This is a genomic window from Micromonospora sp. DT63, from assembly GCF_049841615.1.
Taxonomy (GTDB): Bacteria; Actinomycetota; Actinomycetes; order Mycobacteriales; family Micromonosporaceae; genus Micromonospora.
Genome location: NZ_JBNCKQ010000009.1, coordinates 92503 through 108697, shown reverse-complemented (window position 1 = coordinate 108697; position 16195 = coordinate 92503). Strand labels below are relative to the sequence as shown.

Sequence of the window (16195 nt, the reverse complement as noted above, 5' to 3'; positions counted from 1 at the left end):
GCGCGACCTGCCCGCGAAGATCAGTACGCTCGGCGAAGCCCTTTCCGACACACCAAAACACCACAAATCGGCGGCCCGACCCGAGGAGATCGCATTGACCCTGCTACCCGAGACCGCCCGACAGATCGACACCCGGGTCGCCCAGGCACAGGCCGACGGCCGTACCCCGTCGCTCGTGCTGGGCGTGGTCCGCGACGGCACACTGGCACACCTGGCCGTCGCCGGCGAATACCCCCGCCCGGACGTCGACCTCCAGTACCGGTTGGGCTCGATCAGCAAGACGATGACCGCCACCCTGATCATGCAGTTGCGCGACGCCGGCCGACTGGACGTCGACGACCCGCTGGAGCAGCACCTGCCGGGCACCGGTGTGGGCAAGCTCACCCTGCGCCAACTGCTCAGCCACGGCAGCGGCATCCAACGCGAACCCGAGGGCGACTGGTGGGAGCGGGCCGCGGGCGTCGACCTGACCACCCTGCTCGCCGAGGTCAACGCCGGCAAGATCGCTTACCCGCCGCACCGCACGTACCACTACTCGAACCTGGCGTACGGGCTGCTCGGCGGTTTGCTCGAACGGCTCACCGGGAGGTCCTGGGCCGACCTGCTCGACGAGCGGATCCTCACCCCGCTGGGCCTGCGCCGCACCACCTACGCGGCCACCGAGCCGTACGCCCGCGGTTACGTCGTCCACCCCTGGCACGGCACGCTGCGCGAGGAGCCCCGTACCGACACCGGCGCGATGGCCCCCGCCGGGCAGCTCTGGTCGACGGTCGAGGACCTGGGCCGCTGGGCCGCGTTCCTCGCCGACCCGGACCCGTCGGTGCTGGCCGCCGAGACCCTGACCGAGATGTGCGCCCCCGTCATGATCAGCGACCTCAACTCCTGGACCGGCGGGCACGGCCTGGGCCTGGAGCTCTACCGGGACGGCGAGCGCGTGTACGTCGGACACGGCGGCTCGATGCCCGGATACGTGGCCGCCCTCGTGGTACACCGGCCCACCCGTACCGCTGTGGTCGGCTTCGCCAACTCCTACGCCTTTCCGATCACTAGGCTCGCCCGCCAGTTGCTGACCACGGTGCTGGACGCCGAACCGGCGTTCCCGCAGCCGTGGCGGCCGGCCACCGCCGCGCCGGACGCCGGGTCGGCCGAGCTGACCGGCCGCTGGTGGTGGATGGGCACGTCGCTGGACCTGCACCGGGACGCGGGTGACCTGGTGGCCCACGTACGCGGCGAGAGGGTCAGCCGGTTCGTCCCCGAGGGCCCGGACCGCTGGCGGGGACGTTCCGGCCCGGAGGACGGTGAGATCCTCACCGTCCGCCGCGACGAGCAGGGCGCAGCGGTGGCCCTGGACATCGCCACCTTCGTCTACACCCGCAGCCCCGACCAGGAGCCCTGACCGCCGCCCTGCCCCCAGCGGTGACGGGGCAGCGGGTGACAGGGTGGGCGGTGACGGGGTGACGGGGCGGCAGCCGGTGGTCAGGCTGGCTCGGTGACGAAGTCGATGAGGCGTTCCATGGCGTTGATCAGAGGGGTCTCCACGTCGGCGAAACTGTTCACCCGGGACAGGATGTGCCGCCACATGTCGGCCGGCTCGGCCACCCCGAGGGCCGCGCAGACCCCCTCCTTCCACGGCTGCCCCGGCGGCACGACCGGCCACGCCGCGATACCCAGTGCCGCCGGTTTGACCGCCTGCCAGACATCCACGTACGGGTGGCCGGTCACCAGGACGTACGGCGAGTTGACCCGGGCCACGATGCGGCTCTCCTTGCTGCCCGACACCAGGTGGTCGACGAGCACGCCGAGGCGTCGGGTCGGGCCGGGACCGAAGTCGCGTACGTCGGCGTCCAGGTCGTCGATGCCGTCCAACGGCTCGACCACCACACCCTCGATCCGCAGGTCGTCGCCCCAGATCCGCTCGACCAGGGCGGCGTCGTGGATGCCCTCCACCCAGATCCGGCTGGCCTTGGCCACCTGGGCGCGGACGTTGTCCACCGCCACCGAACCGGACGCGGTACGTCGGCGGGCCGCCGGCACCGGCGCGCGGCTCGGGCGGCGCAGCGTCACCGGACGGCCGTCGAGCAGGAACGCCGCGGGCAGCAGCGGGAAGTTGCGCCGCCGGCCGTGCCGGTCCTCCAGGACCACCGCGCCGGCCTCGAAGCCCACCACCGCCCCGCAGAACCCGGAGTCGGCGTCCTCCACCACGAGATCCGGTTCGGCGTCCACCTCGGGGGTCACCTTCCGCCGCCGCCAGTCCCCCGCCAGCACGTCCTCGCCGTATCGCCCCGCCATGTCGATCACGCTAACGTCCCCACCAGCGCGCCGCCCCCCGACACACCGCCCCGGCCCATCGATCAGGGAGTGGATTCGAGGCGTCCCAGGGTGCTCTCGACCGGCGCCGGCCAGGCGGAGTCCTTGAGGCCGAGGGCGTCGCGCAGGTAGGCCCAGGTGAGCCGCTGGAGCAGAGCGACCCGCTCGGGACTCTCGTCAGTCGTCTCCCTGGCCTCGTAGTCGGAGATGCCGCCGAGCGAGTGCTCCGCGCCGAACAGCGTGAGCAGGCTCTTGCTCCCCGGGCTCAGGTGGTACGCGTCGGTGAACCAGTCCGGCCCACGGACCGACAACGGGGAGTCGTCCCGATCGCCCGCGACGACGAGGGTCGGGGTGTGCATGGTCGCGAAGCTCGGGCTCATGAAGGGGAAGTGCTCGGCCGCGAACGGAGCGAGGTCGGCCCCGCCCCGGCCGGTCACGGCCAGCAGGACGCCTGCCGTGATCCGCGGGTCGCGCATCTCCTCTCCGGGGTTCTGATCGGCGTCGAGGACTCGGGCTCCCAGCAGGGTGCTCGCCGTCTGGGCGCCCCAGGAGTGGCCGGCCACCGCGATCCGGGTGCGGTCGAGCCGTCCGGCGAGGCCGGGGACGGACGACTCCAGCAGGTCGAGGTGGTCGAGGCTGCGCGTCAGGTCGTCCACCCGGATGCGCCAGATCGCCGGGGTGCGGGGGTCGTCGGGCGGAAGGTTCAGTCGCCGTGAGTCGAGGTGGGTGGGCTGGATGACGACGAAACCGTGCGAGGCCCAGAAGTCGACGAGCGGACCGTACAGGGTGGCCGCGCCGCCGAAGCCGTGCGAGAAGACGATGACCGGCAGTTCGTGGCCGGTCGTGGGCGCGGAGACGCGTACGTGCAGATCGTCGCCGCGGTCCGGGGCCGGCACCGTGACGGGGTGGACGGAGACCACGGGCGTGGGCTCGGGCATTGCGTGCATGATCGCTCCTGGTTGACTTGGTGTCCGCTGCCGTTCCTGGCATGCTGCATAGGCGGAACGCGGTTCCGTTAAAACATACGGAACACTGTTCCGTTTTCCAAGGGATGTGACGGGGGTAACGGTGACCGGGACGGAGGCGGGTGCCCCGCGCAAGCGGCGGGCTGATTCGCGGCGCAACGAGACGGCGCTCCTGGAGGCGGCCGCCGCGGCATTCGTCGCCTCCGGAGTCAATGCGCCGGTGCGTGACATCGCCGCCAGGGCCGGCGTCGGCGTCGGGACGATCTACCGCCACTTCCCGACGCGGGCCGACCTGATCGTTGCGGTGTACCGACACCAGGTGGAGGCATGCGCCGCGGCCGGCCCGGTGCTGCTCGCGGAGAGCGCCACCCCGCACGCCGCCCTGGCGAGCTGGATCCACCTCTTCGTCGACTTCCTGGTCACCAAGCACGGCCTCGCCGAGGCGATGCGGTCCGACGACGCCGCCTTCCAGACGCTGCACGCCTACTTCCTCGACCGACTCGTCCCCGTCTGCGCCGAACTGCTCGACGCCGCCAGCACGGCGGGCGAGATCATTCCCGACATGGACGCCCTCGTCCTGATGCACGGCGTCGGCAACCTCTGCATCGGCGCCGACAACCCTGGCTACGACGCGCGCCTCATGGTCGGACTGGTCATCGCGGGTCTGCGGCTGCGCTAGCGCTCCGGGAGGCACGCGGGCGGGGCCGCGGCACCGCCGAATGACGGTCGACAGCGGATCAGCGGGCCGCGCCGCGGGCGAGGATCGGGCGAAGGGGGCAGTTCGGGGCAGGCAGGGCGGCCGGAGCGGCAGTCGAGACAGGGCCACCGATGACCACGTACCCTTTCGGCATGTCCACCCCCGCAACGGGCGCGGCCACGCTTGCGCCGCGCCGGTCGAGCCGGTTCGTTGCCTGGGTGCGCGCGTGGCGTGCCGGGCTGGTGCCGTACGACGAGGTCGCCGACGCCATCGCCGGTGACGAGGAGCATCTCGTTGCGGACGCCCCCGGCACCTGGACCGACGTCCCGCTGGGTGCCGCGCTGCCCACCCTGGCCAAGCTCTCCCCCGACGAGATCCGTCTGGTGCTGCCCGCGCCGGGCGACCCGCGGGGTCTGCCCGGTCCCGGGGACTTCGCCGGCGCGGCGCTGGTGGCGGGCGAGGCGGTGGTGGCCGGCGGGCTGGGTCTGATCCCGCAGGTGCGCAGCCACACGTCCGGCTCGGGGGACTGTTTCGAGACGGTGCTGTGGCGGGTGTACCCGCTGCCGGCCAACGCCCCGGCCGCCTCGCTGTCACTGCCCGGCGCCGCCGAGGCGGAGGCCGAGCTGGCCGCCGCGCTGGCCGAGACGACAGCCGCGCTGACGCGACTCGACGTGGCCCAGTGGCGGCCCGAGTTGGCCGGAGCGCTGGCAGCGCTGCGCCGCCCGGACGGCGCCACCGATCTGCCACCCGGCTTCGACCCGCGAGCCCGCCGGCTCTTCGCCAGGGCCGCGGTGCTCGACCGGGTGCTCGCGCTGGCCGGGCATGCCGCCCCCGGTGGCGCGATCAACAACTACGAGGCCCAGCAGCGCGACGCCGCGTTGCGCCCGCTCACCACGGCCTGCCGGCAGGCGCTGGTCGCCGCCTGCAACGCCCCGCTACGCCCCTGACCCCGACCTCGACCCCACACCGCGTCGATCTTGCACTTTGTGTCGCGGCACAACGGGCATCCCGGCCATACCGGCGACAGCAAGTGCAAGATCGGCGAGAGCGGGAGCGCGGTCAGACCTCGTCGAGCAGGTCGGCCACCGAGTTGATGATCCGGGACGGTCGGTACGGGTAGCGCTCCGCCTCGGTACGGCTGCTGATGCCGGTGAGCACCAGGATCGTCTCCAGCCCGGCCTCCAGACCGCAGAGGATGTCGGTGTCCATCCGGTCGCCGATCATCGCGGTGGTCTCCGAGTGGGCGTTGATGGTGTTCAGCGCGGAGCGCATCATCATCGGGTTCGGCTTGCCGACGAAGTACGGCTCCACCCCGGTCGCCTTGGAGATCATGGCGGCGACCGAGCCGGCGGCCGGCAGCGCGCCCTCCACGGACGGGCCGGTCACGTCGGGGTTGGTGCAGATGAACCGGGCCCCGTCGTTGATCAGCCGCACCGCCTTGGTGATCGCCTCGAAGCTGTAGGTGCGGGTCTCGCCGAGCACCACGTAGTCCGGGGCGAAGTCGGTGAGCACGTAGCCGACCGCGTGCAGCGCCGTGGTCAGGCCGGCCTCCCCGATGACGTACGCGGTGCCACCCGGCCGCTGGTCGGCGAGGAACTGGCCGGTGGCCAGGGCGGAGGACCAGATCGACTCCTCCGGCACGTCCAGGCCCATCCGGCTCAACCGGGCGGTGAGGTCCCGCGGGGTGTAGATCGAGTTGTTGGTCAGCACCAGGAACGGCTTGCCGGAGGCGCGCAGCCGGTTGATGAACTCCGGTGCGCCGGGCACCGGCTGGCCCTCGTGCACCAGCACGCCGTCCATGTCGGTGAGCCAGCTCTGCACGGGCTTGCGGTCATGCATCGGTGCTCCCAGCGGGCGTCGGACGGCGGGTCGGAACACAGCAGACGGTGGGGCACGAGTCCCACATCGGCAGCTCGCCGAGACGGCGACGCAGCTGCGCGCCGTCCGGGTCGGTCCGCTCGGTGACCAACTCGCGGACCATTGTCACGAACCGCGGGTCGATGCCCGGGGTGCCCGCCCGGACGAAGTCCAGGCCGAGCTGCTTGGCCGTCTCCAGTGCCTCGGTGTCGAGGTCCCACACCACTTCCAGGTGGTCGGAAACGAACCCGATCGGGCTGACCACCACGCTCGTGGTGCCGCCCTCGGCGAGGGTGCCCAGGTGGTCGTTGATGTCCGGCTCCAGCCACGGCACGTGCGGGGGGCCCGAACGGCTCTGCCAGACCAGGTCGTACGCCAGGTCGGGGGCGGCGGCAGCGGCCACCAGCGCGGCGGCCTCCCGCAGTTGCGCCTCGTACCGGCCGCCGTGCGGGCCGGCGTTGGCCGCCATCGAGGTGGGGATGGAGTGGGCGGTGAACACCAGCCGGGTGGTGTCCCGCCGGGCCGGGTCGAGCTGGCCCAGCGCGGCACGGACGGCGTCGACGTGCGGCTCGATGAAGCCGGGATGGTCCCAGAACTGGCGGATCTTCTCGATCACCGGGGCGTCCGGGCCGACGGCGGCGCGGGCGGCGGCGATGTCCTCCTGGTACTGCCGGCAGGACGAGTAGCCGCCGTACGCGCTGGTGACGAAGGCAAGCGCCCGGGTCACCCCGTCGTCGCGCATCTGCGTCACGGTGTCGGCGAGCATCGGGTCCCAGTTGCGGTTGCCCCAGTAGATGGGCAGGTCGAGACCGTGCGCGGCGAAGTCGGCGCGGAGGGCGGCCAGCAACTCGCGGTTCTGCTGGTTGATCGGGGACACCCCGCCGAAGTGCTGGTAGTGCTCGGCGACCTCGGCCAGCCGCTCGGGCGGCACGCCTCGGCCGCGGGTCACGTTCTGCAGGAACGGCATCACATCCTCGGGCCGTTCGGGCCCGCCGAAGGACACCAGCACCACCGCGTCGTACGCCATGGGGTCATTCTCGCCCCTCGGCCGCGACGGCCCGGCGACGCCCCCTGGTCCGGACGCGTAGATCACGCGGACGGCGACCAGGGAGCGTCGCGGCGCAGCGTCAGGAACCGACGGCGTGGTAGCCGCCGTCGACGTGCACGATCTCGCCGGTGGTGGCCGGGAACCAGTCCGAGAGCAGCGCCAGGCAGGCCCGGGCGGCCGGCTCCTGGTCCGTGAGGCTCCAGCCCAACGGCGCCCGCTCGGCCCACGCCTCCTCGAACTGGTCGAAGCCGGGGATCGACTTCGCGGCGATGGTGCGCAGTGGCCCGGCGGCGACCAGGTTGCTGCGGATGCCCTGCTTGCCCAGGTGCATGGCGAGGTAGCGGGACGCGGACTCCAGGCCGGCCTTGGCCACGCCCATCCAGTCGTAGACCGGCCACGCCTTCGTGGCGTCGAAGGTCAGGCCGACCACCGCGCCGCCGGCCGACATCAGCGGCAGCGCCGCCATCGCGAGGGACTTGTACGAGAAGGTGGAGACGTGCAGGGCGGTCGCCACGTCCTCCCAGGGCGCGTCGAGGAACCCGCCCCCGAGGCAGCTCTGCGGGGCGAAGCCGATCGAGTGCACGACGCCGTCGAGGCCGTCGACGTGCTCGCGCACCCGGTCGGCGAGGCTGGCCAGGTGCTCGGTGTTGGTCACGTCGACCTCGATCACCGGGGCGGGCTCGGGCAGCCGCTTGGCGATCCGCTCGACCAGGGAGAGTCGTCCGAAGCCGGTCAGCACGACCTGCGCGCCGTTCTCCTGGGCGAGTTTCGCCACCGAGAAGGCGATCGAAGCCTCGGTGATCACACCGGTGACGAGCAGCCGCTTACCGGCGAGCAGTCCGGACATGCAGGGTTTCCTCCGTACGTTGTCGAAGCGCTGGTCAGTGGCCCATGCCGAGGCCGCCGTCGACCGGGATCACGGCGCCGGAGACGTACCCGGCGGCGTCCGAGGCCAGCCAGGTGACCACGGCGGCCACCTCGTCCGGGCTGGCCATGCGGCCGGCCGGGATGGACTTGCGGATCTCCGCCTTGCGGTCGTCGCTGAGGCTGGCGGTCATGTCGGTGTCGATGAAGCCGGGCGCCACCACGTTCGCGGTGATGTTGCGGCTGCCCAGCTCACGGGTGATCGAGCGGGCCACGCCTACCAGGCCGGCCTTGCTGGCGGCGTAGTTGACCTGACCCGCGCCGCCGGAGAGGCCCACCACCGAGGAGATGAAGATCATGCGGCCCCACTTGGCCCGCAGCATCTTGCCCGAGGCCCGCTTCGCGACCCGGAACGCGCCGGTGAGATTGGTGTCCAGCACACCCGTGAACTGTTCCTCGGACATGCGCAGCAGCAGGGTGTCGTCGGTCATGCCGGCGTTGGCGACCACCACCTCGACCGGGCCCAGCTCGGCCTCGACGGCGGTGAACGCGGCGTCGATCGAGGCAGCGTCGGTGACGTCGGCGCGCACGCCGAACAGCCCCTCGGGGGCGTCGCCGCTGCGGTGGGTGACCGCCACCCGATCGCCCTGCTTGGCGAAGGCCTGCGCGATGGCCAGGCCGATCCCCCGGTTGCCCCCGGTCACCAGCACGGTACGGGCCACGGTTCCCCCTTGCTCAGCTGATCTCAGTCGCAGGCGAGCCTAGGCGTTACCGGTAGGTAAGCGCTAACGGGAGCCGCGTCACACCGTGGTACGACACCGGGATCAACCCCTGGTGGCACGCCCGGTGACGGGCTCCGCCCGTAGCCTCCGGGTGGTGAACCGGCAACCGATCGCCGCGGCCCTGCGGGCGCTGCGGCAGACCCTGTGGGGCCCGGACGCCCCGCCCGGTCGACCGCTGCTGGCCCGCTGGCCCCGGCTGGCCCGCCCCGCCGCCCCGGTCGGGCTGCTGGCCGCGCTCGGCCTCTTCTGGATCACGTTCGCCGTGGAGAGCGACTGGGGTCTGCCGGCGCCGGTCGCGGTGCTGTTCGCGGCGATGACCGTGGCACCGCTGCTGGCGCTGCCCAGGCGTCCGCTGCTGGCCTGGCGGCTCACGGTGCTGGCCCTGCTGGTGTGCACGTTCAACGCGCCGGCCGGCCTGCCCGGGCCGTGGACGCCGCCGCTGGCGCTCGGCTCGGTAGCGGTGGTCGCGGTGGTCGTCGCGCGGGTCGACCGGCCGGTGCTGGCCTGGGTGGTGGCGATCACCGCGGTGCCGGTGCTCACGCTGGCGCACGCGGAGAACCGGGCCGCCGTCCTGGCGCTGCTCGGCGCGCTGGCGATCGTCGGTGACCTGATCCGGCGCAACCGGCTGTCCCGGCGGGCACTGGCCGCGCAGACCGAGCTGAGCGAGCGGGAGCAGGAACGCCGCGCGGTGCTGGAGGAGCGCACCCGGATCGCCCGCGAGCTGCACGACGTGGTGGCCCACCACATGTCGCTGATCGCGGTGCAGGCCGAGACCGCGCCGTACCGGCTGACCGACGTGCCAGCGCCGGCGGCCGCCGAGTTCGCCGCCATCGCCAGCTCGGCCCGCGACGCGCTCACCGACATGCGGCGGCTGCTGGGGGTGCTGCGCAGCGAGGCCACCGGCCCGCAGACCGCTCCGCAGCCCGACCTGACCGACCTGGGCGCGATGGTCGACGGGGCCCGCCGGGCCGGGCTGCCGGTGACCCTGGACATCGACCCGCTGGGCGACGGGCGGGTGCCCGCGCCGGTCGGGCTGGCCGCGTACCGCATCGTGCAGGAGGGGCTGGCGAACGCGGCCCGGCACGCGGCAGGCGCCGCGGTGCGCGTCACCGTCCGCGCCCGTCAGTCCGGTCTGGGAGTACGCGTCGAGAACTCCCCGACCGACGCCCGACCGACCGCCGACGGCAGTCCGGGGCACGGGCTGACCGGCATGCGGGAGCGGGCCACCTCGCTGGGCGGTACGTTCACCGCCGGGCCGCTGCCCGACGGCGGTTACGCGGTGGCGGCCGACCTGCCGTACGAGGCGGAGAGCGGAGACGCATGATCAAGGTGCTGATCGCCGACGACCAGGCGATGGTCCGGCAGGGCTTCGGCGCGTTGCTCGCCGCCCAGCCGGACCTGCTCGTGGTGGGTGACGCCGCCGACGGCGCGCAGGCGGTCGCCGCCACCCGCCGGCTCGACCCGGACGTGGTGCTGATGGACGTGCGGATGCCGGTCATGGACGGGTTGGAGGCCACCCGCAAGCTGCTCGGCGACCGCTCGGCGCAGCGCCCCCGGGTGCTCATCCTCACGACGTTCGACCTGGACGACTATGTGTACGAGGCGCTGCGCGCCGGTGCCAGCGGTTTCCTGCTCAAGGACGCGCCGGCGGCCGACCTGGTGCAGGCGGTTCGGGTGGTGGCGGCCGGGGACGCGCTGCTCGCCCCGGCGGTGACCCGCCGGCTGATCGCCGAGTTCGCGGCCCGCCCGGACCGCCGTCGACCCCGCCCGACCGACCTGGCCGGCCTCACCCCACGCGAGACCGAGGTGCTGCGGTTGATCGCCCGGGGTCGCAACAACGCGGAGATCGCCGGTGACCTGGTGGTGGCGGAGCAGACGGTGAAGACGCACGTGGGGCGGATCCTCGGCAAGCTGGGGCTGCGCGACCGGGCCCAGGCCGTGGTGCTGGCGTACGAGACGGGTCTGGTCGCCGCCGGCGAGTAGCCCCACAGGGCCAGCCGCGAAACGGCTCCCCGGTGCGACGCCCGCGACCCATGCACCCCCGCACTCTCCCTCCGGACGACAAACCGGAGGGAGAACGTGATGCGACGACGAGGTGCCGCCCGCTTCGCACTGAGCGCACTGCTCGGCGTGAACCTGGTCCTGCCCACCCGGCCGGAGCCGGTCACGGCGGCGGGATTCGTCGAGGCGTACCCGGTCACCGCCGAGGCGATGCGCGCGGCCGGCCCCCCGTACGCGGACTGGGCTGCCGACGGACGCCGGTTCCTGCTGTTCGACGAGCGCGGTGACGGCCGCGCGGGCGAGGTGATCGGCGACCTGGCCGGCGCGGACCGCATCGCGGTGCTGGTGCCGGGGGTGGGCAGCACGCTTGCCGACTTCGACCGCGGGTTGGGCGGGGTGGCCCGGCGGGCGCCTGCGGTGCAGGCCACGCAGCTGTACGGGCAGCTGCGGTCGACCGACCCGGCGGCGCGGGTCGCGGTGCTGGCCTGGTTGGGCTACGACCCGCCCGACGGGGTGCTGACCGCCGTCAGCGACGCCAGCGCCCGGCGTGGGGCGGTCGGGCTGGCCCGGCTGCTGCGGGAGCTGGCCGCGCGTCGGCCCGGCGCGACGATCACGGTGATCGGGCACAGCTACGGGGCGTTGGTGGCGGCGCTGGCGACGACGCACGCCCCGGCGCAGGTGAGCGACGTGGTCAGCCTCGGTGGCGTCGGCGCCGGGGTGCAGCGCGCCGCCGACCTGCGCGACGGGTTGCGGTTCTGGGCGGCCGAGGCGCCGTCGGACTGGATCCGCCGGGTGCCACCGGTGCGGCTGCCCGGCCTCGGCTACGGGCGGCGCCCCGGCGATCCGGCGTTCGGCGCCCGGCCGCTGCCCGTGGACGGGGTGTCCGGGCACGACGGCTACCTGGCGACCGGCAGCGCCACCCTGGCCGCGGTCACGGCTGTCGTGCTGGGCGCCGGCCCGGTCGGGGACGCCCGGTGAGCCGCGACCGCGCGGTCGACGCGCTGCGGGCGTACGCGATCGGTGGTGTGGTGCTCGGGCACTGGCTGGTCACCGGTCTGGTGCTGGCCGGCGACGGCGGGCTGCACCAGGCCAGCCCGCTGACCACGCTGCCCGACCTGCGCCCGGTGACCTGGGTGTTGCAGACGCTCGGCCTGTTCTTCTTCGCCGCCGGCTTCGGCTCGGCGCGGTCGCTGGCGCGTCACCAGGGCGGGACGGGTCGGTGGCTGGCCCGCCGGTCGCGCCGGCTGCTGCTGCCCGCGGTGGCCCTGCTGGGCGTCGGTGCGGCAGTGCTGCTGGCCGCCACCGTGGCGGGCGCACCCGACGACACGCTCGCCGTCGGGCTGCGACTGGCGGTCAGCCCGCTCTGGTTCCTGGTGCCGCTGCTGCTCCTGGTGGCGGTGAGCGGCCCGCTGCGCGCCGCCGTCCGCCGGTGGGGGTTGGTCCGCTGTGTCGTGCCGGCGGTGGCCGTGGTGGCGGCGAGCGACGTGGCGGTCCGCGTGCTGCCGGCCGGCGTGGCGGTGGCACCGGTCAGCGTGGTGGCGGCCTGGGCGGTGCCCTACCTGCTGGGCCTGGCGTACGCCGATGGGCGCCTGGCCGGGCGGCGCACGGCCGGTCTGCTGGCGGCCGGTGGGGCCGTGGCGCTGGCCGCGCTGCTGGCGGTGGGCTACCCGGTCAGCGCGGTCGGGGTGCCCGGCGAGGGGGTGTCCAACCTGAACCCGCCGTCGCTGCTGGCGGTGGCGTTGGCCTTCACCCAGGTCGGGCTGGGACTGCTGGCCCGGCCCGGCTGGGAACGCCTGCTGGCCCGACCGTTGCCGCGCCGGGCGGTGACCGCGGTGAACCACAACGCCGTGCGGATCTATCTGTGGCACCAGCCGGTGCTGGTCACGGTGACGGCGCTCACCGCCCGGGGTGGCCTGGCCCTGCCCGGGCTGCACACCGCGCCGGACGGTCCGGCGTGGGTGCTGGCCCGGTTCTGCTGGCTGCCCCTGCTCGCCGTGGTGCTGGTCACGGTCGTGCGCAGGGGCCGCCGCCACGGGTCGGCGGACGGCCCCGACCGGTGGCGTCGGCCGCGCGGTGGAGCGCTCGCCGACCGGTCGGCCGAGTGCGTCCCGGCACCGGCCCAGGTGTACGATCATCGACGTTCCGGCCGGGCCGACTTGCAGGAGGTGATCGCTGTGCGAGATAGCGATCCTCCTAGTCGTGGCCGGGCCGATGGTCAGCCCCGCTGAGCCACGACTCAGTCTGGCGAGCTGACCCCGCTCCGCTCCCCCACCGCCTCGGCTGACGCCGGGGCGCGTGTGCCGCGCCGTCCGGCTTCACCGGACGGTCGCCGGGAGCCGCCCGGTCACGACTTCGTGTGCGCGTCCCCACCCCCTGCGGTCCGCCCCCGCACGCGGACCGTCCAGCCGCCACTCGGAGCCGTCCATGAGCCGCTACGTCGCCCCGCTGGGCTTCACCCTCGCCGCCGTCTGGGTGGCCGTCGTCTTCGTCCTGGCCGGCGGCGGTCACTGACCACCGCCGGCCGTTCTCGGCTCGTTCTCCGCCTTGTCGGCGGTCAGAGCATCCGGGACGACCAGAGCAGGCTGAGCGCGCCGGCGCAGAGCGCCAGCAGCAGCGCCACACCCGCGTACCACTGGGTCACCTCGCGTGGCTCGGTGCGGAACCCGATCGAACTGCCCATGTCCTGGTAGACCTGCTTCAGCTCGCTCACCGACGCCGCCTCGTAGAAGTAGCCCTCGGTGGTCTCGGCCAGCTCCGCCAGGGCCAGCCGGTCCACCGGCACCCGCTGGAGCTGCCCACCGATGTCGACCTGACCGGTGTCGGTCCCGAACGCGATGGTGGAGACCGGCACGTTGGCTGCCTGCGCGGCGGCCGCCGCCTCCTCCACCGATCGACCCGACGTGCGGAACCCGTCCGACAGCAGCACGATCCGCGCCGGTGGGATACCCGCCGCGCCGTCGGCCGGCACCGACCGGATCGCCTCCAGGCAGGTGAACACCGCCTCGCCCGTCGCGGTCGCCTCGGCCAGCACCAGCCCGTCGATGGCGGCGGTCACCGCGTCCCGGTCCTTGCCCGGCGGCACCAGCACGTTTGCCGCCTTGGCGAACGACACCAGGCCCAGGTTGTAGCTCTCCGGCAGCTCGCCGACGAACTGCTTGGCCGCCTCCTGCGCGGCCTCCAGCCGGTTCGGCGCCACGTCGTCGGCCTGCATCGACAGCGACACGTCGATGGCCAGCATCACTGTCGCCCGCTCCAGCGGCTCCTTGGTGTCCACCGCCGGACGGGCCAGCGCCGTGGCGAGCACCAGCAGGCAGAGCAGGAACGCGGTCGCCGGCACGTGCCGCCGCCAGCCCAGACCCTTGGGCGCGACGGTCCGCAGCAGGTCCACGTTGGTGAACCGCATCGCGTACGCCCGGCGGTGGAACTGCCGCCAGACGTAGAACGCGGCGAGGGCGAGCACCGGCAGAACTGCCAGCAGCCACCACGGTTGCAGAAAACGGATCATCGTGTCGTCCCCCGGGTGCGGGCGTGCCGCTGCGCGGCCACGAAACGCACCATGTCCAGCAGCCAGTCTCGGTCGGTACGCAGACGCAGGTGGGCCGCGCCGGCGCCACGCAGCGCGGCGGAGATCGCGGCCCGTTGAGCGGCGGCGGCCTCGGCGTAGCGCTGCCGCAACCGCGGATCGGCGGTCTGCACCTCGTGCAGCTCACCGCTCTCCGGGTCGACCACCGGCAGCACCCCCACGTCGGGCAGCTCCAGCTCGCGCGGGTCTACCACCTCGATCGCCAGCACGTCGTGCCGGACGCGCAGCTTGCGCATCGGGCGGGCCCACTGCTCGGTCGGCGCCAGGAAGTCCGAGACCACCACTGCCACCCCGCGCCGCCGGGGCGGGCGGTTGAGCATATCGACAAGCGCGCCCAGATCGCCCCGGCCCGGCTGGATCGCGGTGCCGGCGACGGCCCGCAGCAGGCCCTGCGCCTCCTTGCGGCCCGAGCGGGCCGGCAGTCGGGTGAGCACCCCCGGTCCGACCGGCGGCGGGCCGCCCCGCCACCGTCGCGCCGGTGCGGACGCGCCGCCACCGGTGCCGATCACCGCGCCGATCCGGTTGCCGCCGCGCACGGTCAGATGGGTGATGGCGGCAGCGGCGGCCACCACCACCTCCCGCTTGAGCCACTTGCCGGTGCCGAAGTCCAGGCTGGCCGAGAGGTCCAGGGCCAGCCACGTCTCCAACTCCCGGTCCGCGACCGTCCGCCGCACGTGCGGCGTCGTGGTCCGCGCGGTCACCGGCCAGTCCATCCGGCGTACGTCGTCACCGGGGCGGTACTCCCGGGACTCGCCCGCCTCGCTGCCCGGCCCCGGGAGCAGGCCGGCGTAGTCACCCTGGAGCAGGCCATCGAGCTTGCGGGTGACCAGCAACTGGAGTCGGGACAGCACTGCCTCGCTGCGGTCGGGGGCGGGACGAGGGGTGGGTGAGGTCACGGCCGCTGCCCGGGCCAGCCGGCGCCCGGCGGCGGGGTGTTCGGCGAAGGGGTGGCCTGCTGTCGGGGCGCGACGGCCGGCAGCGGGATGGTCGACATCACCCGGTGCACGATGTGGTCGGCCGGCACGTCGTCGGCGAGCGCGTCGTAGCTGAGCACCAGCCGGTGGCGCAGGATGTCCGGGGCGATGTCCTGCACGTCCTGCGGCAGGGCGTAGTCGCGCCCACGCAGCAGCGCCAACGCGCGGGTGGCCCGGACCAGCCCGAGCGAGGCGCGCGGGCTGGCCCCGTACTGGATCAGCTGGGCGACGTCCGGCATGCCGTGCTCGGCGGGCGCGCGGGTGGCCAGCACCAGGCGCACCGCGTAGTCGACCAGCGCGTTGTGCACGAACACCTGGTCGGCCTTGCGTTGCAGGGCGATCAGCTCGGGGGTGTCGAAGACCGCCGTCGGCTCCGGGGCGGTCACGCCCATCCGGTAGACGATCTCCCGTTCCTCGGCGTCGGTCGGGTAGCCCACCACGATCTTCATGAGGAAGCGGTCCCGTTGCGCCTCCGGCAGCGGGTAGACGCCCTCCTGCTCGATCGGGTTCTGGGTGGCCATCACCAGGAACGGATCGGGCACCCGGTGACTCTCCCCACCGATGGACACCTGGCGCTCGCTCATGACCTCCAGCAGCGCCGACTGCACCTTGGCCGGAGCACGGTTGATCTCGTCGGCGAGCAGGAAGTTGACGAAGACCGGGCCCAGCTCGACGTCGAACTTCTCACTCGACTGCCGGTAGATCCGGGTGCCCATGATGTCGGCCGGCACCAGGTCCGGGGTGAACTGCACCCGGGCGAAGGACCCGCCGACGACCTTGGCGAGGGTCTCCACGGCCAGCGTCTTGGCCACGCCGGGCACGCCTTCGAGCAGGCAGTGGCCACGGGCGAGCAGCGCGACGAACATCCGCTCGACCATCCGGTCCTGCCCGACGATCACCCGTTTGATCTCGAAGAGCGCCTTCTCCAGCAGGGTGGCGTCCTGCGCGGGCGTCGTCACCGGCGCCGGCGCGGTCACCGGCGTGGTAGTCGTCACCGGTGCGGGTGTGTCCGGTGCCGCCCCGTTCGGCGTCGGGGCGTCGGGCGTGGTCGGCTGGGCCACCGGTCCTCCACAGCGTTTGTCGGTCGTCGCGGCAGGTGCGGTATCAAGACTCGCAC

The 16195-nt window shown here is 73.6% G+C and carries 16 protein-coding genes; 7 read left to right on the top strand and 9 right to left on the bottom strand.

Going from position 1 to position 16195, the window contains the following annotated elements:
* The first annotated feature begins 94 nt into the window (after positions 1 to 94).
* Entirely contained in the window at positions 95 to 1396 is a 1302-nt protein-coding gene (locus tag ACLQ27_RS27845; protein WP_425869442.1) for a serine hydrolase domain-containing protein, read from the top strand.
* An 80-nt stretch (positions 1397 to 1476) separates the two neighbouring features.
* Here the strand turns inward: ACLQ27_RS27845 and ACLQ27_RS27840 are convergent, their stop codons facing one another.
* Both ACLQ27_RS27840 and ACLQ27_RS27835 read right to left on the bottom strand, forming a co-directional pair.
* Positions 1477 to 2289, bottom strand: coding sequence for a DUF3097 domain-containing protein (locus tag ACLQ27_RS27840; protein WP_357493350.1), 813 nt, complete (start codon positions 2287 to 2289; stop codon positions 1477 to 1479).
* A 62-nt stretch (positions 2290 to 2351) separates the two neighbouring features.
* Positions 2352 to 3254, bottom strand: a complete 903-nt coding sequence (locus tag ACLQ27_RS27835; protein ID WP_425869440.1) for an alpha/beta hydrolase family protein — start codon at positions 3252 to 3254, stop codon at positions 2352 to 2354.
* A 121-nt stretch (positions 3255 to 3375) separates the two neighbouring features.
* On the opposite strand from ACLQ27_RS27835, the gene ACLQ27_RS27830 reads away from it, so the two are divergent.
* On the top strand, positions 3376 to 3951 hold the full coding sequence (locus tag ACLQ27_RS27830) for a TetR/AcrR family transcriptional regulator (RefSeq protein WP_234588481.1): 576 nt from the start codon (positions 3376 to 3378) through the stop codon (positions 3949 to 3951).
* A gap of 170 nt (positions 3952 to 4121) precedes the next feature.
* Complete coding sequence (locus ACLQ27_RS27825; RefSeq protein ID WP_039908695.1) at positions 4122 to 4916, top strand: hypothetical protein; 795 nt, start codon at positions 4122 to 4124, stop codon at positions 4914 to 4916.
* A 112-nt stretch (positions 4917 to 5028) separates the two neighbouring features.
* On the opposite strand, the gene ACLQ27_RS27820 is transcribed toward ACLQ27_RS27825, so the two are convergent.
* The 4 genes from ACLQ27_RS27820 to fabG form a co-directional block, all read right to left on the bottom strand.
* Positions 5029 to 5808, bottom strand: coding sequence for an HAD-IIA family hydrolase (locus ACLQ27_RS27820; protein ID WP_234588479.1), 780 nt, complete (start codon positions 5806 to 5808; stop codon positions 5029 to 5031).
* Positions 5801 to 6853, bottom strand: a complete 1053-nt coding sequence (locus tag ACLQ27_RS27815; protein ID WP_357493358.1) for a ferrochelatase — start codon at positions 6851 to 6853, stop codon at positions 5801 to 5803. Before ACLQ27_RS27815 ends, ACLQ27_RS27820 begins: the two co-directional genes overlap by 8 nt.
* A 100-nt stretch (positions 6854 to 6953) precedes the next feature.
* A complete protein-coding gene (gene fabI, locus ACLQ27_RS27810) occupies positions 6954 to 7721 on the bottom strand; it encodes an enoyl-ACP reductase FabI (RefSeq protein WP_234588477.1) in 768 nt (255 codons plus the stop codon).
* Between the two features lie 34 nt (positions 7722 to 7755).
* On the bottom strand, positions 7756 to 8460 hold the full coding sequence (gene fabG, locus ACLQ27_RS27805) for a 3-oxoacyl-ACP reductase FabG (protein ID WP_425869436.1): 705 nt from the start codon (positions 8458 to 8460) through the stop codon (positions 7756 to 7758).
* 154 nt (positions 8461 to 8614) lie between these two features.
* Here fabG and ACLQ27_RS27800 point away from each other — a divergent pair, with 154 nt between their 5' ends.
* The 4 genes from ACLQ27_RS27800 (at position 8615) to ACLQ27_RS27785 (ending at position 12749) form a co-directional block, all read left to right on the top strand.
* Positions 8615 to 9844: a sensor histidine kinase gene (locus tag ACLQ27_RS27800; protein ID WP_425869434.1), complete on the top strand. Its 1230-nt coding sequence runs from the start codon at positions 8615 to 8617 to the stop codon at positions 9842 to 9844.
* Positions 9841 to 10503 carry a response regulator gene (locus ACLQ27_RS27795; RefSeq protein ID WP_007462555.1) on the top strand — a complete coding sequence of 221 codons (663 nt, stop codon included), beginning with the start codon at positions 9841 to 9843 and terminating at the stop codon, positions 10501 to 10503. Before ACLQ27_RS27800 ends, ACLQ27_RS27795 begins: the two co-directional genes overlap by 4 nt.
* A 99-nt stretch (positions 10504 to 10602) precedes the next feature.
* Positions 10603 to 11499 carry an alpha/beta hydrolase gene (locus tag ACLQ27_RS27790; protein ID WP_425869432.1) on the top strand — a complete coding sequence of 299 codons (897 nt, stop codon included), beginning with the start codon at positions 10603 to 10605 and terminating at the stop codon, positions 11497 to 11499.
* Positions 11496 to 12749, top strand: coding sequence for an acyltransferase family protein (locus ACLQ27_RS27785; protein ID WP_425869430.1), 1254 nt, complete (start codon positions 11496 to 11498; stop codon positions 12747 to 12749). Before ACLQ27_RS27790 ends, ACLQ27_RS27785 begins: the two co-directional genes overlap by 4 nt.
* A gap of 326 nt (positions 12750 to 13075) precedes the next feature.
* Here ACLQ27_RS27785 and ACLQ27_RS27780 read toward each other — a convergent pair whose 3' ends face one another.
* From ACLQ27_RS27780 to ACLQ27_RS27770, 3 genes are read right to left on the bottom strand one after another with little or no spacing between them, the layout of a single operon-like run.
* Entirely contained in the window at positions 13076 to 14026 is a 951-nt protein-coding gene (locus ACLQ27_RS27780) for a VWA domain-containing protein (protein WP_425869428.1), read from the bottom strand.
* Positions 14023 to 15018, bottom strand: a complete 996-nt coding sequence (locus tag ACLQ27_RS27775; protein WP_357493456.1) for a DUF58 domain-containing protein — start codon at positions 15016 to 15018, stop codon at positions 14023 to 14025. The genes ACLQ27_RS27780 and ACLQ27_RS27775 overlap by 4 nt, the downstream gene beginning before the upstream one ends.
* Positions 14997 to 16139 carry an AAA family ATPase gene (locus ACLQ27_RS27770; RefSeq protein WP_234588469.1) on the bottom strand — a complete coding sequence of 381 codons (1143 nt, stop codon included), beginning with the start codon at positions 16137 to 16139 and terminating at the stop codon, positions 14997 to 14999. The genes ACLQ27_RS27775 and ACLQ27_RS27770 overlap by 22 nt, the downstream gene beginning before the upstream one ends.
* Positions 16140 to 16195 lie beyond the last annotated feature (56 nt).